Here is a 24,510-nt window from a genome sequence, read left to right on the forward strand (position 1 = left end):
GCAAATTTGACTTGCTGCGGCACGTTTAACCCCAAATAATACATGACCGTGGCCGCACCCATACTAACGCCAAATAAACCAATCTGACTCTGCGTGCCATTTTTACGTAAAATTTGCTGCACCCAGCCTTGATAATCCTTGCGATCTAACCAACCGTAGCCCAAGTATTGGCCACCACTGCGTCCTGAAGCACGATCATCCGGTGCTAAAACATTATAGCCTGCTTGATGGAATAATTTAATATATGCACCCATTGTTAAACTATGAGCCAATAACATCGTTTTCGCAGTCTGAGCAGCTGGATAATAGCGCGCTTTTAAATGAACTCGTGCTTTGTCACTTGTTGTTTGCTGCCAAACTTGCTGCGGCGCTTTTTTGGCCCATAGCTCACTGGTCGTTAATGCTTGACCAGCGTTACGGGCACTGTAGCCCCCCTTTTTAATTGCAAAATTAAACAAATAATAGGCGCCACCCAAATCTGCCGCGAGCAACAACACGACTAAAGTGATCACCAATGCTTTCCAGTGCTTTTTGATCATGCCTGAACCTTCTTCACTAAATCTAACGGTTGCTCAATTAAATCAATGACGCCCGCCTGCTGTAATTCTTGAGCCGTACCAAAACCGTACAATACCCCAATCGTTGCTATTTGATTAGCTTGTGCGCCGAGAACGTCCGTATTACGGTCACCAATCATCAGCGTTTCGGCGGCTGTTAATTGATTATCAGTTAAAGCTTGAGCGATGATCTCTTTTTTAGACATGGTTTCACTCAAATCAGCGCCGTAAATACCATTAAATTGGTCTGTTAAGTTTAATTCTGCTAAAATTTGACGCGCAAAATTCTCCGGTTTGGCTGTTGCCACAAAAAGTTGTTTTCCTAATTGGCGTAATTGTGCTAACATTTCAGTAATCTGCGGATAAAGATTTAATTCTAACCAACCTTTTCGACCATAGTAATCTTGAAAATCTGCAATCAGTTTAGTCGACAATTCACTGTGTGCCGGAATTTGACTGTATTGCGCCAAGCTTTCCATCAAAGGTGGCCCAATGAACTTCCGTAATTGGCTATCAGATGGGACTGCTAAGCCTTCCGTTTGATACGCAAACTTCAAGGAATTCATAATTCCTAAGCCACTATCAACTAGGGTTCCATCTAAATCAAAAAAAATATTTCTTAACAAATTAATTCCTTCTTCACAATTTTTTTACAAAATAAGACTACAATCATTCGTATATCATAATTGAGGTGAACTCATGAAAGGTACTAACGTCCAAACTGGTCTGAGTCAACAACAGGTGCAAGAACAGTGCCAGCATGGCAATACTAATCAGGTCAAAAATCAAAATTCCACACCAATCTCTAAAATTATATCAAAAAATCTGATTACTTTATTTAATCTGGTCAATTTAGTCATTGCCATTTTGATTTTTAGCACTGGTCGTTTCGCTAATCTGTTCTTTTTAGGACCCGTCGTCGCCAATTTTATCATCGGTACATATCAAGAAATCCACGCTAAAAGGCAGTTGGATCATTTAACTTTTTTAAATCGCCAAAAAACCCAAGTTCTCCGTGCTGGACAGCAAACTACGGTCTTTCAAGATGAGTTAGTCTTGCATGATCTCGTAATCTTACAGCGTGGTAACCAAATTCCCGCCGATGGTCGCGTTCGGCAAACCTCCCATTTAGAAGTTGATGAATCTAACCTTACTGGCGAATCAACCCCGGTCATTAAAACCGAAAATGATCAAGTTCTATCCGGCAGTTCCGTTGTTAGTGGCCAGGCCCTGGTTGAATTAACAGCTGTGGGGGAGCAAAGCTTTGCGAATCGCTTAGCCAATTCTGCCAAGCAACAACAACACAATGTTTCACAATTATTAAACATCATCAACCAAATTATCAAAGTTCTCACCTATATCATTGTCCCCTTAGGATTATTGCTCTTTTGGAGCAGTTTTCAGCATTCCCATAATTGGTCAGCGGCCATTTTAGGAACCTCCGCATCCATTATCGGCATGATTCCTCAGGGGCTCGTCTTACTAACTTCTGTGGCCCTGGCCGTTGGCGCGGTTCACTTGAGCCATAAACAAGTCCTGGTCAAATCTATGACGGCGCTCGAATCCTTAGCACGCGTTGATACACTATGCTTAGACAAAACCGGCACCATTACCACGGGCAACCTGCAATTAACTCAAGTAATTGCGGAAAGTTTAACTACGCAACAGTTGTTAGCCATTAGTCAAACTATCGTTCGTGCTACCAATGATTTAACAGCGCAACCACCAATGAAACGGCCCAGGCCATTTTAACAGCGCAAGAACCAGCAGCTGATTTACCAGCCATTGAGAGTATCGTCGCTTTTTCTTCACAACGTAAATGGTCCGCCGTTAATTTAAAACACCAAGGCTCGTTTGCCTTAGGTGCCCCGAATTTTATCTTACATGACACTGACCAAATTAAGCGCGCGCAAACTTATGCGCAACAAGGTTATCGTGTCTTGGCTGTCGTCCATTCACCAAAACTCATTACTGAAACCATTGAACAGCCACAACTCTTAGGCTATCTTTTAATTCAAGATGAAGTGCGACCGACGGCGGCTAATACTTTTCAATATCTTCAAACGCAAGGTGTCGCTTTAAAAATCATTTCTGGCGACGATCCGGCTACCGTTCAAACCATTGCACAACAAGTTAATTTAAGTACCGACATCAAAGCTATTGATATGTCCAGTGTGGCTGTAGACCGTTCCCTCGAAGATTACGGCCAAATTGCCCAAAAATATACTGTTTTCGGGCGTAGGTTTACAACAAAACCAGCACCTTTACCGGAGTCAAAAGCAAAAATTAATCAAAGGTTTACAACAAAACCAGCACCAAATCGCCATGACCGGTGATGGAGTCAACGATGTTTTAGCAATGCGCCAATCGGATTGTGGCATTGCTATTGCGGGCAACAGTGATGCCGCTGAAAGTGCTGCCGACTTTGTTTTATTAAACCAAGATTTTGATTCCATGATTTACGTTCTGAATGAAGGGCGGCGCGTTATTAATAACATTGAACGAGTAGCAGCCTTATATCTGATTAAAACTATGTATTCAGTGCTGTTAACCATTTGTTTTATTGTTATGCGCACCAACTATCCTTTTCATCCGGCACAATTAACGCCGATTAACGCTTTAACCGTAGGAATTCCCACCTTATTTTTAGCCTTGCAGCCCGATTTTCGTCCTCCTGAAGGCCGCTTTTACAAAAATGTTATGCAAGTGGCGTTGCCAGCTGCTTTAGATATTACATTATTTGTAGTCTTACTTGTTTTATTTGGTACTAAGCTGCATTATGGACTTCATTAATCGCGTTAACTCACCCTCCACCTTGGCAGTTTTTGCCGTTAGCATGATCAGTTTTGCTGCATTATGGACTATCTCGCGCCCCATTAATCGCGGTACACTAATTATTTTCACCCTCCTTTTTATCACTAATCTACTCATGTTCATTGGTTGGGGCAAACCTTTTGAGCTGTTGAATTTATTTCACCATCAACAACTTTATTGGAGCTTAATCATCCTGATCACCTTTTATCCGGTATTTAAAATTTTACGTGAATTTCTGGTCCGTTACTGTTTCAAATAATACTGCAACAAAAGTCGCCTAAAAGCTGAGGAACGTTTAAGTAAAAAATTGAAGTTTTACTTTACAAACTGAATGATTAATTTGTTGTTAACCATCATTTAAATTAAATCAGAATTGGGCCTTTAACAGCTTGTTTGGCATCTGCAATCACCAATCCCATTTCTTGATCACCTAATGCTTTAGTGGCGGTTCTCAGATTTTGTTGATTGATAATCGTAAAAGCATAATTTAATTGCACCGCTAGTTTCACTAATGGCTGACGATAACTATGACTCAAACGACCATTAATATACAAACGACCATTAATATACAAATGATACTGCGGATATCTTTGCATGACTTGTTTAACTACTGCCAAATTTTGCACTTGGCGCACTTGTGCTACCGTTAAAGCTAACGCGACTCGCTCTTGAAAATTACCCAAAAATTTACGTTTTTCATCGGGTTTTAGTTGCGGCTTGCCAAAAACATTTTGCTTTAAATAGTCTTCTACACTTGTCATTTCTACACCTAGATTCATCAAAGATGATACTTTTTAACTTGATACAAAGTTTTTAAAATTCGATAATTAGCCTGACCAATACTTTTAACATGCTGCAAGTTATACGTATGGGTTGCACTTTGACCATGTTGCCAGTAATGATACAATGGCGTAGAGTCCACATAAAAGCGACTTGTCAACGCCACGTATTTGATATTAAACACCTGATCTTCCATCAAAGACAAGTCGGGTGCAAAAGTTAAATGATGCTTGCGAATCGTTGTCAGGCGATAAACTTTATTCCAGGTGTAACCCATAACCGAGCCATTTGTCATTTTAGTTATAACTAATTGTGCTTGCGAATAATAAGCTGGGGGCAATGGTTGGATTTTATTGAGGACTTTCTTCGCAGATTCTTTAACAAAACCACACACGGCTAAGTCTAATTGTTGATCCTGAAAGCACGTTAAAAAATAATCGGTAAATTGTGGTTCCAGCCAGTCATCACCATCAATAAAAGTAATTAAGTCCCCCTGTGCTTCTAAGATTCCCCGATTGCGAGCCGCCGAAATGCCTTGATTAGTTGTCTGACTGATTAACCGAAAGTTAGCGTGGTGTTGGACAAACTCTTGGGCAATCGCCACCGTTTGATCAGTGGAAGCATCATTAACCATCAACAATTCAAAATTCTGATTAATTTGTTGAACAATGGACGTTAAACTACGTCGGAGCAATTGTTCTTCGTTATACAAAGGCATCACTAACGTTAATTTCACTATAAACTGTCTCCTAATTTTCAATACCTATATTGTATTAATTTCAGTGAGGATTCTCAATGCAAAGAATTTTTCAATTTTCTAACACTAATAATTTTCGAGAATTGGGCGGTTATCCCACAACCGACCACCGTCACATTCGCTGGCACAAAATTTTGCGCGCCGGTTACTTAAGTGCCTTAACACCGCGTGAATTGCGCTACTTAAAGCATTACGGCTTACGCTACAGTTTTGATTTGCGATCTGAATATGAACGAAAAAATTGGCCGGATCCCGAGACTTCATTTTTAACATTAATTGCCGCACCACTCTATGCAGAACCTTCTAGTACTACTACCGGTGATAAGCTTTATCAAACATTGCCCCCGGACCAACAATTTTCGGGGTTACCCGGCATGTACCAACAAGTTGTCTTAGATCATTATTCCCAACAAGTTTTTTATCATTTTTTCGCGGTTTTATTAGAAAATCATCAGCACCCCAATCAATCCGTTGTCTTCCATTGTTCAGCGGGTAAAGATCGCACAGGCATTTTAGCCATTTTACTACTCCTAGTTTTACAAGTACCCATCGACTATATTACGCAAGATTATCTTCTGACTAATCTCATGTACACCCACGCCACTGATCTAGCTTATTTAGATAATCCTAACGATCAAACTATTCAACAAATGAATTTCACACCCGCGGATCAAGCTGCTGTTGTGGCTATTCAGACGGCCGTAACGGCCGTGTATGGTTCCTGGCCAAAATTTGAACAACAAATTCTGGGTTTAAGCCCTACTAAGAAAGCACTTTTACTTCAGTTATACACTACCAAAGATTCAATATAAAAGAGTCCCTTCATCAAGTTCGTGATCCAGTTACCAATAAATACTGCAACTGTGATCAAATTGAAACTTGTACAAGGGACTCTTTGCCATTGGACGGGCAAAATATATTCCGAATCTGTGGCCTTCCGTGTAATTTTTGGAAACCAGTTTGGCCGGCATGCCATTGGACGGGCAAAATATATTCCGAATCTGTGGCCTGTCCGTGTAATCTTTGCTGTAAAACTTCAACTGCCAGTTGCGCTAATTGAGCAATTGGCTGTACAACAGTCGTTAATTGTGGAAAGAGATTTTGTAATAAAGTAGTGCCATCATAGCCCACTACTAACAAATCGTCAGGTACTCGGCGCCCAAATTCTAAAGCCACTTGGCAAATTAAGATCGCGTCTGTATCATTAGCGGCAAAAATAGCTTCAACATCTGGATGTTCTTGAAAAATCTTTTGAAAAACGCGCCGCTTAGCCGCGGCACTAATATTAAAATCTAGTTCATACGTCACTGGCGTTAACTGATGGTCTTGCATCACTTGTTCATAAGCTCGCCTTCGCTGTTGGGCGGGCGTAGCGAGATCATGGGGACCATTCGTATGAATAATTTTCGTGACGCCTTGATCCAACAAATGTTGGTCTGAAGCAATAATGGGTATGTCGCTAACTGACCGCCGTGAAAGTTGTCTGAAGCAATAATGGGTATGTCATCACTGACAATGCGATCAATCGCCACAATCGGCAAATTTTTTTTCTGATACTGGCTTAAGCCTTGATTATGCGTACCGACAATTAAACCATCCACCTGTTTAATTAATAGTTGATCCAAATAGTCCGCTTCCTTACGCGAATTATTCATCGAATTACCAATTAAAACTTTAAAACCTTGTTGGTATAATTGATTTTCCAAACTCGTAGTCAACTCACCAAAAAAAGGATCCGCCACAGATGGTAATAAAATACCAATCAAGTCCGTTTTATGATGATACAATTGGCGCGCCACAACATTGGGATGATAATCCAATTGATCCATGGCTGCATAAACTTTATCAATCGTCGTTTGACTTAAATAGCCGCGGCGATTCAAGACACGTGAAACCGTCGTTTTTGAAACTCCTGCCAGTTGCGCAACATCCTCTAATTTTGGCACCTAACATTGCTCCCCACTTTTTTAGTTTCATTATAGCTCAACTATTTTGACCAAAAAAGTTGCTATGAAAAAATGGTTAGGATAAAAAGAATGGTTCGTCAATTTCAACAAACAATCTTTTTAATATTGATTCGTGGCTGCTTCCAACTGGTAAACCAAACTATCAGCTACTCCTTGACCGTCAGCTTGCAGTTGAATTACAGGTGCTTGGTTAAAGTAATAACGTTCACTAAAGACCACTTCGCCTTGATTGACAAAAATTTCTAAGGAACTACGATCAACAAAAATTTGTAATTGCAACTGATCACAATTTTGTAATTGACCATAACGAGCCGTTTCGCGGTCGGTGCGACTCACAATTAATTGCTGTTGCTTAACTAAATAAGTGAGCTTTGTTTGGGCAGTAGTGGTGGGATCTTGAAACATAACTTCGATTTTAGTACCCTGAAATTGTACTAGATCTACGTTTAATTGCCATTCCACCGTGGCTTGATCTTGACTAATGATTATTGGCTTTTCACTTAAGGCACAGCTTTGTTGTTGCAATACCTTTTGTCTTAAGGACTGCACTTCTTGAATCGGTCGCATATATAAATGCTCATTTTGCCAAACTAACTCGCGGGGCAAAGTTAACGCTCCCGACCAACCATCAGCTTGTTCTGGCATGTCACTTTCCCACATTGCTAGCCAGCCAACCACAATGCGCCGGCCATCAGGAGCAAGCATCGTTTGCGTCGCATAAAAGTCATGCCCTAAATCTAATTCGTGAAAACCCATCTGGGCAAACTGCGGTGTTTGATAATCTAGCTGACCCGCAAAGTAAACCGTTTGGTGTAAGTTCAAATATTGCTGGTTTTGTGCTTGAATCCCTTGCGGCGAAGTCAACAATAAGTCTTGACCGTTTAAATGAAACAAATCCGGACACTCCCACATATAACCTTCTAGTTGACTATTTTTAGCTTGCGTCAGTGGTCCTAAATAGTCCCAGTCCACTAAATTATCGGAGCGATACAACAATAAGCCAGCCTTAGTTTGCCCACCTAAAATAACATAGTAATGACCGTCATGCTCCCAAACTTTGGGATCGCGAAATTCTTGTGTATTATCGGCTGGCGGTGTAGCAATAACGGGATTATGTTCATATTTGGTAAAATGAATGCCATCAGTGCTATAAGCTAAGTTTTGATTCTGCCAGTAACGATCGGGATCTTTTTCATCATAATAGTTATTACCGGTATAAATTAAATACAAAGTATCATCTTTAACAATCGCACTACCAGAAAAACAACCGTTTTGATCTTCCGCATCGCCTGGTGTTAATGCCACAGGCAAACCAGTGTTTTGATCTTCCGCATCGCCTGGTGTTAATGCCACAGGCAAAGTTTCCCAGTGTAATAAATCCTTACTGCGCGTCCCAAGCGATAACGCTGATTAGTTACTTGTAAAGCTGTCATTTTTTTACCTCAACTTTTAATTTATGAACGAATAAAGGGATCACCGTTAACATCTTGATCATCTTTTTTCAAAACGAAGAATGCATAAATTCCCGCTAACAAAACTGTAATGGCAATCACATGAAAGGTACTACTATAACCAATATGATCGCGCAAGGTTCCTAAGGGGTTGGACAGTAACACTTGACCAATAATGTGGAAGTAGAACCGGATAACAGTATCACGGTCATTGATGATGGTCGGGGGATTCCGGTAGACATTCAACAAAAAACGGGTAAACCCGCTTTGGAAACGGTCTTTAATGTGTTACACGCTGGTGGTAAATTTGGCGGTGGCGGTTATAAAGTCTCGGGTGGTTTGCATGGGGTTGGCGCTTCAGTAGTAAATGCATTAAGTACGCATTTAGATGTTGAAGTGCACCGCAATGGCCAACGCTATTACATGGACTTTGAACGGGGCAAAGTGAAAACGCCAATGAAAGTTTTGGGGGCCATCACTGATGATCGCCCACATGGTACTAAAGTGCATTTTGCACCCGATCCCGACATTTTTACCGAAACGACGGTTTATGATGATCACACCTTAGTGACCCGGATTCGCGAATTAGCCTTTTTGAATAAAGGTTTGAAAATTACGTTTACGGATAAACGGCAAGACACGGCGGAAAAGCTCGAATTCCACTATGAAGGTGGCATTAAGAGTTACGTTGAGTATTTGAACGAAAATAAAGATGTCATTTTTGAAGAACCAATTTATGTCGAAGGCGTTCAAGACGGGATTACTGTGGAGGTTGCTTTACAATATACGGATGATTATCATTCGAATTTAATGACCTTCGCTAACAATATCCATACTTATGAAGGCGGCACACACGAAGCTGGGTTTAAAGCTGCTTTAACCCGGGTGATTAATGATTATGGTCACCGAAATAATTTACTCAAAGACAACGAAAAATTGTCCGGTGATGATGTGCGTGAAGGTATGACAGCCGTGGTCAGCATTAAACATCCGGATCCACAATTTGAAGGCCAAACTAAAACCAAATTGGGCAATTCTGATGCCCGCACAGTTACCGATCGGACTTTTGCTGATCATTTTAATAAGTTTTTGTTGGAACATCCTGCTCAAGCGCGACAAATTATTGATAAAGGAATGTTGGCTTCTAGAGCTCGAGTAGCGGCCAAACGAGCACGTGAAGTAACGCGGAAAAAATCCGGTTTGGAAATTAGTAATCTGCCCGGTAAATTAGCAGACAATACTAGTAAAGATCCAGAAATCTCCGAATTATTTATCGTCGAGGGAGATTCAGCCGGCGGTTCTGCTAAAGAGGGGCGCTCACGCTTAACGCAAGCTATTTTGCCGATTCGCGGTAAAATTTTAAACGTTGAAAAAGCTTCAATGGATCGGATTTTAGCGAATGATGAAATTCGCACTTTGTTTACAGCGATGGGCACGGGTTTTGGTAATGATTTTGATGTTACCAAAGCGCGCTATCATAAATTAATTATCATGACGGATGCCGATGTTGATGGTGCCCATATTCGGACCTTATTGTTGACTTTGTTGTATCGTTATATGCGTCCAATTTTGGAAGCTGGCTATGTCTATATTGCCAAGCCGCCGCTATATCAAGTCAGACAAGGTAAAATGTCGCGTTATATTGATTCAGATGAAGAATTAAAAGATTTTATGGTGACTTTACAGCCAAGTCCTAAACCCGTCATTCAACGGTATAAAGGTCTAGGTGAAATGGATGCTGATCAACTCTGGGAGACGACGATGAATCCCGAAAATCGGCGCTTGGATCGAGTAGCTAGTTCTGATGCAGCTGATGCCGATCGAGTTTTTTCAATGTTGATGGGTAATAAAGTCGAACCACGGCGAGAGTTTATTGAACAAAATGCGCAATATGCAGAGTTAGATTTTTAATTGAGGGAGCTGATAGTGCATGGCAGAAACTGATGATCGCCGTATTCAAACGGTTGACCTATCCAAAACAATGCGGAGTTCATTTTTAGACTACGCAATGAGTGTCATTGTGGCTCGGGCGTTGCCTGATGTCCGTGATGGCTTGAAACCCGTTCACCGGCGAATTCTATATGGAATGAATGAATTAGGTGTTACGCCGGACAAGCCTTATAAAAAATCCGCCCGGATTGTGGGGGATGTAATGGGAAAGTATCATCCCCATGGTGATTCCGCGATTTATGAGTCGATGGTGCGGATGGCGCAAAAATTTAGTTATCGTTATTTGTTAGTGGACGGACACGGTAACTTTGGTTCCGTCGATGGCGATTCTGCGGCCGCAATGCGGTACACCGAAGCAAAAATGAGTAAAATTGCGACCGAAATGTTGCGTGACATTAATAAAGATACCATTGATTTTCAAGAAAATTATGATGGAACTGAACGTGAGCCCGTGGTTTTGCCAGCACGCTTTCCGAACTTATTAGTCAATGGTGCGACGGGGATTGCTGTCGGGATGACAACTAATATTCCGCCTCACAATCTGACTGAGGTTATTAATGGCATTCACATGTTGATGAAAAATCCGGATGTGACTACTGCTGAGTTGATGCAGGCCATTCCTGGACCAGATTTTCCTACTGGCGGTGTGGTAATGGGTAAGTCGGGGATTCGGCATGCCTATGAAACGGGCCGTGGAAATATTGTTTTACGGGCCAAAGTAGAAATTGAAACGCTAAAAAATGGCCGGGAACGATTAATTATCACTGAATTACCCTACATGGTTAATAAAGCTAAGTTAATTGAACGGATAGCTGAATTGGCACGGGATCACCGGATTGAGGGAATTACTAACTTGATCGATGAATCAGATCGCACAGGTATGCGGGTGACGATTGATATTCGTCGCGACATGAGTGCTAATGTTGTTTTAAACAATTTATATAAGATGACCGCCTTACAAACTTCATTTGGTTTTAATATGGTTGCCATTGTCAAAGGTGCGCCGCAAGTCTTATCGTTAAAAGAGATTTTGCAATATTATTTAAAACATCAAGAACAAGTTATTCGTCGGCGTACCCAATTTGAACTCAAGAAAGCGCAAAATCGCGCGCATATTTTAGATGGTTTACGCATTGCGTTAGATCATATTGATGCGGTGATTGAAGTGATCCGCAGTTCTAAAACGGCGGAAATTGCGAAAAGCACTTTGATTACCCAATTTTCTTTGTCTGATAAACAAGCTCAGGCAATTTTAGATATGCGTTTGGTCCGTTTGACTGGCTTAGAACGAGACAAAATTGAAAATGAGTATCAAGATTTGATGACCAAAATTGCTGATTATCAAGATATTTTAGCGAAACCTGAGCGGATTGACGAAATAATTTATCAAGAATTACTGGAAATTCAAAGTAAATATGGTGATGCCCGCCGCACGGAATTATTAGTCGGCGAAGTATTAAGTATTGAAGATGAAGATTTAATTGAAGAAGAAAATGTCTTAATTGTTTTGACTCATAGTGGTTACATCAAGCGGTTGCCCGCCGACGAATTTAAAGTACAAAATCGTGGTGGTCGCGGCATTAAAGGGATGGGCGTCAATGATGATGATTTCATTGAACAATTAATTTATACATCGACGCATGATGTCTTACTCTTCTTCACTGATGCCGGCAAGATTTATCGTTCGAAAGCTTACGAAATTCCTGAATATGGGCGTAGTGCTAAAGGAATTCCGATTATTAATTTACTAGGAATTGATAACGGTGAACAAATTCAGACGGTGGTTCATTTAAAGAAGGATGCTTCTAGTGCGGATCATTATTTATTCTTTGTCACTAAACAAGGAACCGTGAAACGTACAGCTTTAGATGAATTTCAAAATATTCGCAAAAATGGTTTGCGAGCAATTACTTTAAAAGATAATGACTCGTTAGATAATGTAATGCTAACCAATGGTCAGAATAATATTTTGATTGGCACGCATTTAGGCTATGCTGTTGCTTTTGAAGAGAATGCAGTGCGGATCATGGGTCGCACGGCCGCAGGCGTACGGGGTATTCGCTTACGAGAAGAAGATTACGTAGTTGGTTCAGCCATTTTAGCTGAGCAAAGTGATGTATTGGTCATCTCGGAAAATGGTTATGGTAAAAAAACACCGGCCACAGAATATCCAATCAAAGGGCGCGGTGGCAAAGGAATTAAGACTTCGAATGTGACGGCTAAAAATGGTCCGCTAGCAGGAATTACGACCGTTGCTGGAACTGAAGACATGATGGTGGTAACCAATCAAGGCGTCATGATTCGGTTTGCAGTTAATAATGTTTCACAAACCGGCCGGGCCACTTTAGGTGTGCGGTTAATTAAATTGGATGATGGCGCCAAGGTTTCGACAATGACGAAGGTAGATCCTGAACCGGAAGTCACCGAAACTCAGCCAGATTCAGAAAACTAAAAATTCTTAAAGTTTTTAACGTAATCTAAAAGTGCAAGGCGCTTGGAACGTTAAAAACTTTTTTGGTAGTATTTTTTGGTAAATGATGGTAGAATACTATTCTGTGAGTATTACACTTTAAGATAGTTAATACTCCTTGAGAATAATCTATTTATTCTCCATTAGTCCATAAGGAGGTAAAATAATGGCTCAAACACATTATGAAATCACTTATATCATCAAACCGGATATTTCTGAAGAAGATAAGAAGGCCTTGATTGAACGCTTTGATAAGGTTCTCAAAGACAACGGTGCTGATGTATTAGATTCAAAAGATTGGCAAAAACGGCGTTTGGCTTACGAAATTGGTGGTTACAATGAAGGTACTTACCATATCGTTAATGTTAATGCCCAAGACCAAGCAGCGATCAATGAATTTGACCGGTTATCAAAAATTGATGACAGCATCTTACGTCATATGATTATCAAGCGCGAAGATTAATCTGTTGGAGACAGTCAAAAAGGAGACAGGAGTATGATTAATCGTAGTGTATTAGTTGGTCGTTTGACCCGTGACCCTGATTTGCGGTATACAGCTGCAGGAACAGCCGTTGCTACTTTTACCGTTGCTGTTAATCGGCAATTCACCAATTCGAATGGTGAACGGGAAGCTGATTTTATTAATTGTGTGATTTGGCGTAAATCAGCGGAAAATTTTGCTAATTTTACGCATAAGGGCTCATTAGTTGGTATTGATGGGCGCATTCAAACTCGCAATTATGAGAATCAACAAGGACAGCGGGTTTACGTGACCGAAGTTGTAGTGGAGAATTTTGCACTGCTAGAACCGAAATCGGCGAACCACAATAATGGAAATCAAAATCAAACGGTTGAAAATAATACGACTCCTGGACCAAGCAACTCTAATAATAATTTTAATAATTCCAATAATAGAGCTGCCAATAATTCTGCTCCATCAATGGATGAAGATCCATTTGCGGATAATACGCAGTCGATTGATATTTCAGATGATGATTTACCGTTTTAAATTTTGTGAATAATTGAAAGGAGCGTTCAACATGGCACAACAACGTCGTGGTGGCCGTCGTCGCCGGAAGGTTGACTTTATTGCCGCTAACCATATTGAATATATTGATTACAAAGATACAGATTTGCTGAAACGTTTTATTTCGGAACGAGGCAAGATTTTACCTCGTCGAGTAACGGGAACAAGCGCCAAGAATCAACGCCGTTTAACAATTGCGATTAAACGTGCACGAGTAATGGGCTTATTACCATTTGTTGCTGAAGATTAATAAGCTTCAATCCCAAAGAAGTCTACTCAAGGTAGGCTTCTTTTTTAATGTAAACAGTATGTTAAAATATAGCTAAATTCTAGTTACAAGAGGGTAAGTATGAAAAAAAAGAGCGTAGCTAAGAATAGTTTATTAGCTATTAGTCAGCCACTACGTTGGGGGTTAATTGTCGTAGTGGTTTTGGCTTTAATTTTAGTTAGTTTAATTTTTGGAATTAGTCCAGTTTTAGGTTTATTGGTCTTTATTATTTTTACGTTAATTGTCGCCATTGGTTCTTATTTATTACGCAAGTTTGTGGTGCAAACTAATAAATATCTATACGATTTATCATTTCGTGAAAATCGGGGCAAACAAGAAGCTTTGATTAATATTCCCATTGGGATGTTACTGTATGATAACGACAAACAGCGCACGATTGAATGGGTGAATCCTAATTTACAGCGCCATTTTGTTGATAAGGATTTACTAGGACGTAGTTTAAATCAAGTTAATCCAGAATTAATTCAACTGGTCGAAAAAAATGAACAGCAGCAACAAGCTGCGACGTTATTAACTATTGGTCAAACTCAATTTCAAACTTTTGTGCAACCAAATTTTCGCGTAATTTATTTTTTGGATGTTACGCAGTATGTAGCTATTAAGCAAAAGTATGAAGATGAAAAAATTTCGATTGGGCAAGTTTTTATTGATAATTATGATGAGCTTGTGCAAACCATGGCTGATCGGGATCGCTCAGATTTGAATAGTTATTTAACTAATCAATTAACTGATTGGGCTAATCAAAATGAAATGTATTTAAAACGCGTGGCCAGTGACCGTTTTATTGTGGTGGGCTATGTGAATGCGCTAAAGGCCCTGGAAGCTAATAGTTTTTCAATTTTAGATCAAATTCGTAAGACTACTTCGCAGCAAAATGTGCCGTTAACTTTAAGTATTGGCTTTGCCTATGGTAAAGATAACTTGGCCCAACTAGCGTTAGATGCGCAAAAAAATATTGATTTGGCCTTGGGTCGAGGTGGCGATCAAGCAGTTGTACGTGAGGCGGACGAACCGGCACGCTTTTATGGCGGCAACACCAATCCGATGGAAAAAAGGACGCGTGTCCGGGCACGGATGATTAGCCAAGCCTTAAGAGAGTTATTTAACCAAGTTGATGTTATTTATGTGATGGGGCACCAACAACCTGATATGGATTCTTTAGGTGCCTGTTTAGGCATTCATCGAATTGCACAAATGAATAATAAAACTTGTAAAATTGTGATTGATGCTAACGGAGCGCACACAGATGTTGCACGTTTATTGCAATGGATTGAGCAAGACCAGCATTTATCAAATGATTTAATTACGCCGCAACAGGCGTTAGATCAAGCTAATGCGCAAAGTATGTTGATTATGGTCGACTTATCCAAACCATCACGTTCCGCTAGCCCAGAATTGGCGGCGAAGTTAGCCGATCAAACGGTAGTGATTGATCATCATCGGCGTGGTGAAGAATTTCCTGCTAATCCATTACTGGCCTACATTGAGCCTTATGCTTCCTCGGCTAGTGAATTGGTAACTGAAATGATTGAATACCAACCACAAAGCCAACAGTCTTTATCTAAACTAGAAGCGACGGCCATGCTAGCTGGCATTTTTGTCGATACACATTCCTTTTCTTTACGTTCAGGAACACGGACGTTTGATGCGGCCAGTTATTTACGCTCAGTAGGGGCTGACAGCACGAAAATGCAAAATTTACTGAAAGAAAATGTGTCATCCTATATCCAAAGGAACCATTTAATTGATACCGTACAAATGGTGACGCCACAAATTGCCATTTGCACGGGTGAAGAAGATCAAGTTTATGATTCCGTGATTGCGGCACAGGCAGCCGATACTTTATTGACCTTATCAAAAATTGATGCTTCATTTGTGATTACCAAAAGGTCCGATGCCAAAGTAGCAATTTCAGCGCGAAGCTTAGGTGACTTTAATGTGCAAGTCATTATGGAAGAAATGGGTGGTGGCGGTCATTTATCCAATGCGGCAACGCAATTAGCTGATTATACAATTGCTCAGGCTAAGAAAGAATTGATTGCAATTATCCAACAAAAAGTAGAAGATAAACCTAAGCAAGCAGACAATAACTAGGAGGCATGAAAAGATGCGTGTAATTTTCACACAAGATGTTCGCGGTAAGGGTCGACGTGGCGAAGTCAAAGAAGTCGCTGATGGCTACGCGCGCAACTTCTTAATTAAAAACGGTAAAGCTCAAGTCGCCACTGCTAAGGCCATCAGTGAATTGAATGGTAAAAAGCAAGCTGAACAACGAGAAAAAGATGAAGAACAAGCTAGTGCTCAAATGATTAAGACCGTTTTAGAAAAAGATGAAACGGTGGTTGAACTACAATCGAAAGCCGGCAGTGATGGTCGGTTATTTGGGTCAATTCCCAGTAAACAAATTGCGCAAGCTTTAAAACAACAGTACCAAATTGAAATTGATAAGCGCAAAATTGAATTGGCCGAGCCGATTAAAGTTTTAGGTTATATGAATGTACCAGTGAAATTGTATCCAGGGATTGAAGCTTCCATACGGGTGCATGTCAGTGAAAAGTAATATTATTGTTGTAATGTAAATTACAGTATTAGTTGCAGAATTTTTTGAGAAAAATTATAAAGAAACTAGGTTCTTGTGAATTCTAGTTTTTTTAATAGCTCAAAGATGTAAGGGCTTGCAGATTGTGAAGCAATTATCTTGTGAAATACTTGACAAATTCGTGAAAACGTTATAAACCATATGTAGATAGTTTTTAGTTTTGATTAAACTAAAATTTTATCGATTTTGGGAGAAAGAAAGTGATGATGGAACCAATTTATTGTTTAGGTCTCTTAGACAATAAGTGCGATAAATTTTAAGAATAGGTGATGTGAAAATGAAACCAGAAGATAAGAAGCCAAAAGCTGCACCATTATTGATTCAAATGTTAATTTATGCAGCAATTTTGTTTGTATCACAGTGGATTTCTAATATGATGCCAAAATCATTCCCTGTACCAACGCCGGTTATTGGCTTGATTTTGTTATATTTATTATTGACTTGTCATATTATCAAATTAGAGTGGGTTGATTCCTTTGGAAGTGCCATGATTGGTTTAATTGCCTTTTTGTTTGTACCATCCGGAATTTCTCTAGCTGCTAATTTGAACATTATGGCAAATGAAGGTGTCCAATTAGTTATCGTCATTATTTTATCAACAATCGTTTTGTTGGTAGTAACGGCTTATACAACAAGATTGTTATTATGGATCAGTAAAAAGATCAAACATACTGATACAGATACACAAGAACAAGTAGGAGGAGAGAACAAATGATGGCAGAGTTATTATCGAATCCCTTATTTGGTATCTTACTTTCATTGGGAGTTTTTGAAATTGGGCAATACTTATTTAATTTGACTCATGGCTTTTTCTTATTTCAACCGTTGTTTGTAGCGATGGTTTTGGGAATTTTTCTAATTTTCTTGTTAGGAAAAGGCATGGGAATGACGACTGCAGCAGCTTATACGAAATTCTATAAGCCTGGTGGGGATCTAATCTTCTGGTTCTTAACACCTGCCACAATTGCTTTTGCAATTCCGCTTTATAAACGTAATGATGTGTTTAAGAAGAATTGGCTAGTTATTTTATTGAGTTTGTTAATTGGTACCTTTATTTCCTTATTTGTTATTTTGGGAATTTCCAAACTCTTGGGACTCAGTCGGGTCGGCACAGCTTCCATGATGAGTCAATCAGCTACGACTGCGATTGCTTTACCATTGTCAACAGCTATTGGTGGCAACACTGCTGTTACTGCGATGGCATGTATCCTGAACGCCGTTATCATTTATGCTTTAGGTAAATGGTTAGTTAAGTGGTTCAGATTGGAAAGCGACCCCATCGGTGCTGGTTTAGGTATGGGTACTGCTGGACATACCGTTGGTTCTGCTTTTGCCTTGAAATTAGGTTCTGTTCAAGGTGCGATGGCCGCTGTTTCGGTTGTTATCATTGGTATTGTTGATAATATTGCAGTGCCACTGTTTGCACAAATGATGCATCTGTAAACACTAGTTTATAATTTAAATGATAAAACCTTTTCTAGTTAGTTAATTTAAACGTTGGTAACTAGGAAAGGTTTTTTTGTTTACTTTCGATGGTATTTAATGTTATTTTGAATATTTTAAAACATATATTATCCCTATATTATCCGTGGTAAAATTGTAACTAGATATGAGGTTAATTCATGAACGATACAACAATGCAGAGAATTCCACCTAATAATAAAGAGGCTGAACAATCAGTCCTAGGATCGATTCTATTACGTCCAGAAAAAATTGTTGATGCGGCTGAATATTTGACGACTGAGTCTTTCTATTATCATGCGCATCAGTTAATTTTTGCTGTCATGTTGGAATTAAATGAAGCAGACCAGGCAATTGATGTCGTGACTGTTAAAAATCAACTTGAAGCTAAAAATCAGTTAGCAGATATTGGCGGCGTTAATTATTTAGGGGATTTGGCAACAACCGTCCCCACCGCCGCCAATATTGTTTATTATGCCAAAATTGTGGCTGATAAAGCCGTATTACGGCAGTTGATTAATACGGCAACTGATATTGTGGCCCAAAGTTTTGATGAGCAAGATACTGATGTGGCGAACGTCTTGGACAATGCCGAGCGAGCTATTATGGAAGTCGGCGAAAGCCAGAATAATAACGGCTTTAAAAAATTAGCCGATGTTTTAAATGATACGATTGAAAATATTGACCAGTTAGCTCAAGAAGATTCACAAGTGACGGGGTTAGCTACCGGATACAGTGAATTAGATAGTATGACTGCTGGTTTACATGCTGATGAATTAACTATTTTGGCTGCCCGTCCTGGCGTCGGCAAAACGGCTTTTGCACTCAACGTCGCGGAAAATGTGGCAGTTCATAGTCAGCAAACGGTGGCCATTTTTAGTTTGGAAATGGGAGCTGACCAATTAGCTAGCCGATTATTATGTGCTCAAGGGAGCATTGATGCAAATCATTTGCGCACCGGAACTTTGAACGATGACGAATGGCAAAATTTAATTGTGGCCATGGGTATTTTGTCCAAAACCGATATTTATATTGACGATACTCCAGGAATTAAGATGGCAGAAATTCGAGCTAAGTGTCGCCGCTTGGTTAAAGAGACGGGAAATATTGGTTTAATTATTATTGATTATTTACAGCTAATTGAAGGAACTGGTCAAGAGAATCGGCAGCAAGAAGTTTCGACGATTTCACGACAATTAAAAAAACTAGCGAAAGAATTACATGTACCAGTTATTGCTTTATCACAACTATCACGGGGGGTAGAGCAACGACAAGATAAGCGACCGGTTTTATCAGATATTCGTGAATCTGGTTCCATTGAACAAGATGCGGATGTGGTCGCCTTCCTGTATCGTGATGATTATTATAACGATGGTGCTGATGACGAGGAAGGTAGCGAAGCTAGTGATGATACTAACGCTGGTGAAGTGGAAGTGATCATTGGCAAAAATCGCTCCGGTCCGCGTGGTACAGTGAAGTTATTATTTGTGAAATCATATAATAAGTTTGCTGCAATTTCACCACTGACAGAAGGTTAATTCATGAGTAAAGTACAACAACTGCAACAAGCACAACAAAATCAGCAAATTGTCGATCTGTTTATTCGCCAAACGGGTGACATTTATACTGGTTTTGTCACCGCGTTAGATCATAAGTGGGTCATTGTGCATACCTATAATGATTATGGCTTACTTGATGGTTATGTCTTATTAAAGATTAGTGGCATTGCGTCTATAACCACGGAAGGATTGGATTTAAAGCGGCTGAAACGGCGGATTGATTTAACGGCTACTAATAAGATACATTGGGCAAAAGAACTGGCAGTGCCGCAGTTTGCTGCAAATAATTTGATTCAGCAATTATTGGACTTTTTGCAGCGTCAGCAACAAGCTATTTTGGTAATTTTGGCAGGTTCTAATCGTTATTTGCAAGTGAAGTTACAGGACTTTCGGCAACAACAATTGCACTTGCAACTACTAGATTCCTTTAATTTTGCTAAAATTGGGCAAAATTTAACCGTTGATTTAGAGCACGTTGTTGCCTTGGAATTTGTCGGCGCCCAGTTACAATTAGCCAGTACAATGTTTCAAACGCAGCATTTACAACACACACCTTCGGTTTTGGTGAAAAATAATCCGGAACTAAGGCCAATCTTACAACGCTACCAGCAACAGCAACAATTAATTTTGTTGTACTGTTCCAAAAGTGCGGATGTATTTTTTGCTGGACAAATTATGCAACTAGATCAGCAATTTTTGGTCATGAAATTATTAGATCATTTGGGCTGTTTTGGTGGCTATGCTTTAATTAACCTGCAGGATATTGATTTTGTTTCTCCGAATTGCGATTATTTACAAATGCTGATTCTATATTTTAATTATCAGCGCCAGCACAAAACTTTAGTGCAACCTGTTTTAGATGATCAATGGCAATTTGGAGCTGATTTTGTGGAAAGTGCCTTGCAAAGGTTAGTGCAACAGCAAAATATGGTTCGTTTTCGCCAACGCGATCAAATGTTAGATCAATTAGCTTATTGTCAGGCACTAGATAAGCAAACGTTAACTTTAGCAGTTTTTGAAGATTTACCGGATACTAAAACGTCTAGTCAAAGTTTGTCTTATCAACAATTATCGGTCTTAACTTGGGAATATTTAAATACATTTTTTACTAAAGACGAATTAATAGATTGATCATTGCTATTAATGTTCGTAATTGATAGAATATTACTGGACCGAATTTAGTAAAAAGGGATGACATTTATGACAGGTGTTGTAGTAGTTGGAATGCAATGGGGCGACGAAGGAAAAGGTAAAATTACTGATTTTCTTAGTCACGATAGTCAAGTGATTGCACGGTATCAAGGTGGTGATAATGCTGGGCATACGGTGGAAGTTGAGCAAACTGCTTATAAAATGCGCTTAGTGCCCTCCGGTATTTTGTATCCTGATAAAGTGACAATGATTGGTAACGGAGTCGTGATTAATCCCAAATCCTTGGTTGAAGAAATTGCCCGACTTAAGCAGCAACATGTCAGCTTTGAACATTTTTATATTTCTAATCGGGCCCAAATTATTTTACCGTATCACATCCGCATGGATGAATTACAGGAAAAGAGTAAAGGTGCCAACAAAATTGGCACCACTAATCGTGGAATTGGTCCAGCTTATATGGATAAAGCTGCTCGGATTGGCATTCGGATGATTGATTTATTAGAAAAAGATACTTTTGCTGCCAAGTTACGCCAAAACTTAGATTTGAAAAATAAAGAATTTACTCAAGTTTATCAAGGGCAAGCTTTGTCTTTTGATGATATTTTTGCTTCATATTATGATTACGGACAACAATTAAAACCGTATGTGATTGATACTTCAAAAATGTTAAATGAACAAATTGAGCAAGGCGCTAATGTCTTATTTGAAGGTGCGCAGGGCATCATGCTCGATATTGACCATGGTACTTATCCATATGTTACTTCTTCAAATCCTGTGGGTGGTTATACTGTGGGTATTGGTGTAGGTCCCACTAAGATTCAGCATGTGGTTGGGGTCGCTAAAGCCTATACTTCGCGTGTAGGTGACGGCCCGTTTCCAACAGAATTAACTGATCAAACAGGGAACTTTATCCGCGAGGCTGGACATGAATATGGAGTGGTGACGCAGCGGCCCCGTCGAATTGGTTGGTTAGATACGGTGGTGTTACGGCATGCAAAACGAGTTGCGGGAGTCACGGACTTAGCCTTAAATTGTATTGATGTTTTAAGTGGTTTGAAAACTGTTAAAATTTGTGTTGGATATCGTTTGCCTGATGGTTCGACAATTGATGAATATCCAGCCAGTTTACAGCAAATTGCGCAGTGCCAGCCAATCTACGAAGAATTGCCCGGATGGTCCCAAGATTTACGAGGGCAAATAGATTTAGATAAATGGCCGTTGGCCGCTAAGAATTATTTAAAGCGAGTGCAAGAACTAACAGGGTTGCAGCTAATTAGTGTTTCTGTCGGCCCTAAACGGAATGAAACGATTGTTTTAAAAAACATTTGGTAATGATTATTTAATTACTGGAATTAAATAAGTCTTTCCTGGTTAATCTGCTGATTAATCAAGGAAAGACTTTTTTTAATTTGAATAATTGTTTCATGTGAAACAGCCAGTAATTCTAATTTTTTTGAGCTGCTGATTGGATACCATTGAGAAACTGAGTAAAGGCGTTAGTATTACGATTAAAAATCAAGGTGTAATGGTAGTGCTGGTGATTGTTGTATTGCGTAATATAAAATCTTGTTTCACGTGGAACATCACTAAATTCATAAGCGGTAATGGCACTATTTTTTTGATCAGCACCGCCACGATTAATATAATTTTTTAAGCCAGGAGCACTAGTTTGACTTAATCCGATATTTTGAGCTAACTGCTGATACTGTTTCACAGTTGTGGTTGGTTTGGCGGCTACGCCAGAATTTAACATGGTGGAATTAATTTTATCAATAAAATTTGGAACCTTAGAAATACCAGAAATACCGACGCGAGTTGTCCAAGTGATAAATTTGGGTGGTTTATTACTACTAAAATTACCTAAAAAACGAGCTTGTTGTGGCTTTTGCTGGTGATAATAAACGCGGTAACGGTAACTATGAATCTGGTGAGTATCATCGTAGCGATTGACACTGACTGTTACATAATGACCGTGCCGGTTTTGACCGAGGACCAGTGGCGTCACACTATATAAATAGCGGTGCGGCTTTTGTGTAACCCACTGGCGTAATTGGCGGTTTTGTTGTTTAGATAAGAAGCCACAAGATTGTTGTTTACGATTAAAAAGTTTTACAATATGATTAGCATTTTTGAGTTGGTGTTGATAGTCTTGATCGTTGACTTCGTCGAGCGTTAGACTGGTAGGATGCTGACTGTGATTGATAGTTTTAGGATTCACGACGAGTTGAAAAGGAATAGTTTGACTAGATAACCAGTTACTGGTGGCATTAATGATTAATTTCCGGTTATAATAAGTAGGAATTAGTATAACTATCATTAAAATTAGGGTAACTAAACAACCTTTTTTTTTCATATTTCTTTTCACAAGAGCACCTCATTAATTATCTTAATTTAAGAAAGATTAGTTTTTATGAAAATTAATAAACAATCATTATTGCATAATTTAGAATTGACTAGCTGGGCGATGGTGATCATTGGCGTTGTGAGCTTTTTGTTGGAATTGGGCAACGGCTACTTTAATGTTAGTACCCAGCATTTTATTGATTCACAATATCAAGATCGCCAACAGTCGGCTTTAGTTACGCGGGTTAATACGCGTCGGTTAAATTTTACGACCAATTTAGCTAACAGTCCATTGGGGCATTTGACCTTACATCCGACCACGCGGCAAAAACTGACGCGAGTGCAGCAGTTATTAACTTTGCGAGTAGATAATCAGCAACAAATTGCACGTTATTATGACGGATCTTATTACGCTAATCAAGTAACAACGTCACGCTTAAATCAAACAGACCAGAATTTGTTAAAGGAAAAAAATCAAACTATTTATCAAAGAGAAAAAAATCGAATTGATACCATTAGAATTTGGTATGATCAGACCCAAGATGCTAAAACTTATCTAAATAAAAATTTAGCGAAGACTATTAGTCCCAAGCAGTTAACCATGACGAAAGCTTCGACAATTAATACTTATTATAAACTCATCAAAAATCGAGCTCTGAAAAAATATTGGCGCCCGAAAGTTGCTAAAGCTTTAAAGGAATTTAAAGTGGCCCAACAAAATCAAACTCAGGCACAAGTCAAACAGCAGCAAGCGGAACTGAAAGCTTTGAAAAATGCCCCGCTAACACAGAATTATCAACCAGCCAATGTGACTATTATTGATAATGCCAAACAGTTAGACCAGTTTAGTCATAGTTTACAACAAGATGATGTGAGTGCTACTAATGTCTTGTTTTATTCTAATGCGGATCAAACCTTGACGTTATTACAACGTAACGGTACTAAATATTTACCGAAAATGGCCAGCTTAATGGCTACGAATAATGGTTTACCTACGGGAACTTATACTGTTAAAAATTTGATTTCTGATCCCGGAATTAATGCGGGCGTGGTTACCGATTTGAGTAGTAGCTCGTTTGGCGATTATTTAGCAGATGCCACGAGTTTTGCCGACCAAGATAATGATATTAGTGATTTTAATCAAGCCGAAACTATTTTTTGGTTGAAGAATAATGTGGCGTTGAAGAATTCGATGCTAATTGAAAATCAAAATCAAATTGGGTTTATTGCTAGTTCGATGATTAATCTCCATAATACTTTAACTTTAAGTACTAGTGATTTAACGCGATTAATGGCAATTGTAACGCCTGGAACAGTTTTATATGTGCGGTAAT

The 24,510-nt window shown here is 39.4% G+C and carries 25 protein-coding genes and 1 pseudogene; 17 read left to right on the forward strand and 9 right to left on the reverse strand.

What is annotated here, in order from left to right; genetic code table 11:
- On the reverse strand, nucleotides 1-539 hold a 539-nt coding region (locus tag AC3B6D_RS04205; RefSeq protein WP_489775002.1), incomplete at its 3' end, for an alpha/beta hydrolase.
- Nucleotides 536-1,183 carry an HAD hydrolase-like protein gene (locus AC3B6D_RS04210; RefSeq protein ID WP_489775003.1) on the reverse strand — a complete coding sequence of 216 codons (648 nt, stop codon included), beginning with the start codon at nucleotides 1,181-1,183 and terminating at the stop codon, nucleotides 536-538. The genes AC3B6D_RS04210 and AC3B6D_RS04205, both read right to left, overlap by 4 nt.
- A 73-nt stretch (nucleotides 1,184-1,256) precedes the next feature.
- Here AC3B6D_RS04210 and AC3B6D_RS04215 point away from each other — a divergent pair, with 73 nt between their 5' ends.
- The 3 genes from AC3B6D_RS04215 to AC3B6D_RS04225 are packed head-to-tail and all read left to right on the forward strand — an operon-like array spanning nucleotide 1,257 to nucleotide 3,350.
- On the forward strand, nucleotides 1,257-2,309 hold the full coding sequence (locus tag AC3B6D_RS04215) for an HAD-IC family P-type ATPase (RefSeq protein ID WP_489775004.1): 1,053 nt from the start codon (nucleotides 1,257-1,259) through the stop codon (nucleotides 2,307-2,309).
- Entirely contained in the window at nucleotides 2,303-2,893 is a 591-nt protein-coding gene (locus AC3B6D_RS04220; RefSeq protein WP_489775306.1) for an HAD family hydrolase, read from the forward strand. The genes AC3B6D_RS04215 and AC3B6D_RS04220 overlap by 7 nt, the downstream gene beginning before the upstream one ends.
- Complete coding sequence (locus AC3B6D_RS04225; RefSeq protein WP_489775005.1) at nucleotides 2,883-3,350, forward strand: hypothetical protein; 468 nt, start codon at nucleotides 2,883-2,885, stop codon at nucleotides 3,348-3,350. The genes AC3B6D_RS04220 and AC3B6D_RS04225 overlap by 11 nt, the downstream gene beginning before the upstream one ends.
- A gap of 383 nt (nucleotides 3,351-3,733) precedes the next feature.
- On the opposite strand, the gene AC3B6D_RS04230 is transcribed toward AC3B6D_RS04225, so the two are convergent.
- Together AC3B6D_RS04230 and AC3B6D_RS04235 are read right to left on the reverse strand one after the other, a co-directional pair.
- Nucleotides 3,734-4,132 (reverse strand): YueI family protein, encoded by a 399-nt coding sequence (locus tag AC3B6D_RS04230; protein WP_489775006.1) that lies wholly within the window; start codon nucleotides 4,130-4,132, stop codon nucleotides 3,734-3,736.
- Between the two features lie 17 nt (nucleotides 4,133-4,149).
- Nucleotides 4,150-4,887, reverse strand: coding sequence for a glycosyltransferase family 2 protein (locus tag AC3B6D_RS04235; protein WP_489775007.1), 738 nt, complete (start codon nucleotides 4,885-4,887; stop codon nucleotides 4,150-4,152).
- A gap of 59 nt (nucleotides 4,888-4,946) precedes the next feature.
- Between AC3B6D_RS04235 and AC3B6D_RS04240 the strand changes: the two genes are divergently transcribed.
- Nucleotides 4,947-5,720, forward strand: coding sequence for a tyrosine-protein phosphatase (locus AC3B6D_RS04240; protein WP_489775008.1), 774 nt, complete (start codon nucleotides 4,947-4,949; stop codon nucleotides 5,718-5,720).
- Nucleotides 5,721-5,775: 55 nt separating this feature from the next.
- Here the strand turns inward: AC3B6D_RS04240 and AC3B6D_RS04245 are convergent, their stop codons facing one another.
- The 4 genes from AC3B6D_RS04245 to AC3B6D_RS04260 form a co-directional block, all read right to left on the reverse strand.
- Entirely contained in the window at nucleotides 5,776-6,336 is a 561-nt protein-coding gene (locus AC3B6D_RS04245; RefSeq protein WP_489775009.1) for a substrate-binding domain-containing protein, read from the reverse strand.
- A complete protein-coding gene (locus AC3B6D_RS04250) occupies nucleotides 6,240-6,854 on the reverse strand; it encodes a LacI family DNA-binding transcriptional regulator (protein ID WP_489775010.1) in 615 nt (204 codons plus the stop codon). The genes AC3B6D_RS04245 and AC3B6D_RS04250 overlap by 97 nt, the downstream gene beginning before the upstream one ends.
- Before the next feature lie 120 nt (nucleotides 6,855-6,974).
- A complete protein-coding gene (locus tag AC3B6D_RS04255; RefSeq protein ID WP_489775011.1) occupies nucleotides 6,975-8,228 on the reverse strand; it encodes a glycoside hydrolase family 32 protein in 1,254 nt (417 codons plus the stop codon).
- A gap of 101 nt (nucleotides 8,229-8,329) precedes the next feature.
- On the reverse strand, nucleotides 8,330-8,464 hold the full coding sequence (locus tag AC3B6D_RS04260) for a hypothetical protein (RefSeq protein ID WP_489775012.1): 135 nt from the start codon (nucleotides 8,462-8,464) through the stop codon (nucleotides 8,330-8,332).
- Between the two features lie 39 nt (nucleotides 8,465-8,503).
- On the opposite strand from AC3B6D_RS04260, the pseudogene AC3B6D_RS04265 reads away from it, so the two are divergent.
- From AC3B6D_RS04265 to AC3B6D_RS04320, 12 genes and pseudogenes are all read left to right on the forward strand, one after another.
- A pseudogene (locus tag AC3B6D_RS04265) lies at nucleotides 8,504-10,237 on the forward strand (DNA gyrase subunit B); the annotation flags it as partial.
- A gap of 19 nt (nucleotides 10,238-10,256) precedes the next feature.
- Nucleotides 10,257-12,728, forward strand: coding sequence for a DNA gyrase subunit A (gene gyrA, locus AC3B6D_RS04270; protein WP_489756885.1), 2,472 nt, complete (start codon nucleotides 10,257-10,259; stop codon nucleotides 12,726-12,728).
- A gap of 184 nt (nucleotides 12,729-12,912) precedes the next feature.
- Nucleotides 12,913-13,209, forward strand: coding sequence for a 30S ribosomal protein S6 (gene rpsF / locus AC3B6D_RS04275; RefSeq protein WP_489756884.1), 297 nt, complete (start codon nucleotides 12,913-12,915; stop codon nucleotides 13,207-13,209).
- A gap of 33 nt (nucleotides 13,210-13,242) precedes the next feature.
- On the forward strand, nucleotides 13,243-13,755 hold the full coding sequence (gene ssb, locus AC3B6D_RS04280; protein ID WP_489756883.1) for a single-stranded DNA-binding protein: 513 nt from the start codon (nucleotides 13,243-13,245) through the stop codon (nucleotides 13,753-13,755).
- A gap of 31 nt (nucleotides 13,756-13,786) precedes the next feature.
- Nucleotides 13,787-14,023: a 30S ribosomal protein S18 gene (rpsR, locus tag AC3B6D_RS04285; protein ID WP_489754979.1), complete on the forward strand. Its 237-nt coding sequence runs from the start codon at nucleotides 13,787-13,789 to the stop codon at nucleotides 14,021-14,023.
- Between the two features lie 99 nt (nucleotides 14,024-14,122).
- Nucleotides 14,123-16,156, forward strand: a complete 2,034-nt coding sequence (locus AC3B6D_RS04290) for a DHH family phosphoesterase (protein ID WP_489756882.1) — start codon at nucleotides 14,123-14,125, stop codon at nucleotides 16,154-16,156.
- A gap of 13 nt (nucleotides 16,157-16,169) precedes the next feature.
- Complete coding sequence (gene rplI / locus AC3B6D_RS04295; RefSeq protein ID WP_489756881.1) at nucleotides 16,170-16,622, forward strand: 50S ribosomal protein L9; 453 nt, start codon at nucleotides 16,170-16,172, stop codon at nucleotides 16,620-16,622.
- A gap of 316 nt (nucleotides 16,623-16,938) precedes the next feature.
- On the forward strand, nucleotides 16,939-17,376 hold the full coding sequence (locus AC3B6D_RS04300) for a CidA/LrgA family protein (RefSeq protein WP_489756880.1): 438 nt from the start codon (nucleotides 16,939-16,941) through the stop codon (nucleotides 17,374-17,376).
- Nucleotides 17,376-18,104, forward strand: coding sequence for an LrgB family protein (locus AC3B6D_RS04305; RefSeq protein WP_489757696.1), 729 nt, complete (start codon nucleotides 17,376-17,378; stop codon nucleotides 18,102-18,104). Before AC3B6D_RS04300 ends, AC3B6D_RS04305 begins: the two co-directional genes overlap by 1 nt.
- Nucleotides 18,105-18,283: 179 nt before the next feature.
- On the forward strand, nucleotides 18,284-19,660 hold the full coding sequence (dnaB, locus tag AC3B6D_RS04310) for a replicative DNA helicase (protein ID WP_489756879.1): 1,377 nt from the start codon (nucleotides 18,284-18,286) through the stop codon (nucleotides 19,658-19,660).
- 3 nt (nucleotides 19,661-19,663) lie between these two features.
- On the forward strand, nucleotides 19,664-20,812 hold the full coding sequence (locus AC3B6D_RS04315; protein WP_489774638.1) for a hypothetical protein: 1,149 nt from the start codon (nucleotides 19,664-19,666) through the stop codon (nucleotides 20,810-20,812).
- Nucleotides 20,813-20,881: 69 nt separating this feature from the next.
- Complete coding sequence (locus AC3B6D_RS04320; protein WP_489775013.1) at nucleotides 20,882-22,165, forward strand: adenylosuccinate synthase; 1,284 nt, start codon at nucleotides 20,882-20,884, stop codon at nucleotides 22,163-22,165.
- Between the two features lie 112 nt (nucleotides 22,166-22,277).
- On the opposite strand, the gene AC3B6D_RS04325 is transcribed toward AC3B6D_RS04320, so the two are convergent.
- Entirely contained in the window at nucleotides 22,278-23,198 is a 921-nt protein-coding gene (locus AC3B6D_RS04325; RefSeq protein ID WP_489756876.1) for a hypothetical protein, read from the reverse strand.
- A gap of 45 nt (nucleotides 23,199-23,243) precedes the next feature.
- On the opposite strand from AC3B6D_RS04325, the gene AC3B6D_RS04330 reads away from it, so the two are divergent.
- Entirely contained in the window at nucleotides 23,244-24,509 is a 1,266-nt protein-coding gene (locus tag AC3B6D_RS04330) for a hypothetical protein (RefSeq protein ID WP_489775014.1), read from the forward strand.
- The last annotated feature ends 1 nt before the right edge of the window (nucleotide 24,510 follow it).

This window comes from Bombilactobacillus sp. ESL1097, assembly GCF_058107205.1.

Bases quoted from the DNA above. Each gene is read 5' to 3' on its own strand.
- AC3B6D_RS04215 (WP_489775004.1), top strand. From the start codon at position 1,257: ATGAAAGGTACTAACGTCCAAACTGGTCTGAGTCAACAACAGGTGCAA.
- AC3B6D_RS04225 (WP_489775005.1), top strand. From the start codon at position 2,883: ATGACCGGTGATGGAGTCAACGATGTTTTAGCAATGCGCCAATCGGAT.
- AC3B6D_RS04230 (WP_489775006.1), bottom strand. From the start codon at position 4,132: ATGACAAGTGTAGAAGACTATTTAAAGCAAAATGTTTTTGGCAAGCCG.
- AC3B6D_RS04240 (WP_489775008.1), top strand. From the start codon at position 4,947: ATGCAAAGAATTTTTCAATTTTCTAACACTAATAATTTTCGAGAATTG.
- gyrA (WP_489756885.1), top strand. From the start codon at position 10,257: ATGGCAGAAACTGATGATCGCCGTATTCAAACGGTTGACCTATCCAAA.
- rpsF (WP_489756884.1), top strand. From the start codon at position 12,913: ATGGCTCAAACACATTATGAAATCACTTATATCATCAAACCGGATATT.
- ssb (WP_489756883.1), top strand. From the start codon at position 13,243: ATGATTAATCGTAGTGTATTAGTTGGTCGTTTGACCCGTGACCCTGAT.
- rpsR (WP_489754979.1), top strand. From the start codon at position 13,787: ATGGCACAACAACGTCGTGGTGGCCGTCGTCGCCGGAAGGTTGACTTT.
- AC3B6D_RS04290 (WP_489756882.1), top strand. From the start codon at position 14,123: ATGAAAAAAAAGAGCGTAGCTAAGAATAGTTTATTAGCTATTAGTCAG.
- rplI (WP_489756881.1), top strand. From the start codon at position 16,170: ATGCGTGTAATTTTCACACAAGATGTTCGCGGTAAGGGTCGACGTGGC.
- AC3B6D_RS04300 (WP_489756880.1), top strand. From the start codon at position 16,939: ATGAAACCAGAAGATAAGAAGCCAAAAGCTGCACCATTATTGATTCAA.
- AC3B6D_RS04305 (WP_489757696.1), top strand. From the start codon at position 17,376: ATGGCAGAGTTATTATCGAATCCCTTATTTGGTATCTTACTTTCATTG.
- dnaB (WP_489756879.1), top strand. From the start codon at position 18,284: ATGAACGATACAACAATGCAGAGAATTCCACCTAATAATAAAGAGGCT.
- AC3B6D_RS04315 (WP_489774638.1), top strand. From the start codon at position 19,664: ATGAGTAAAGTACAACAACTGCAACAAGCACAACAAAATCAGCAAATT.
- AC3B6D_RS04320 (WP_489775013.1), top strand. From the start codon at position 20,882: ATGACAGGTGTTGTAGTAGTTGGAATGCAATGGGGCGACGAAGGAAAA.
- AC3B6D_RS04330 (WP_489775014.1), top strand. From the start codon at position 23,244: ATGAAAATTAATAAACAATCATTATTGCATAATTTAGAATTGACTAGC.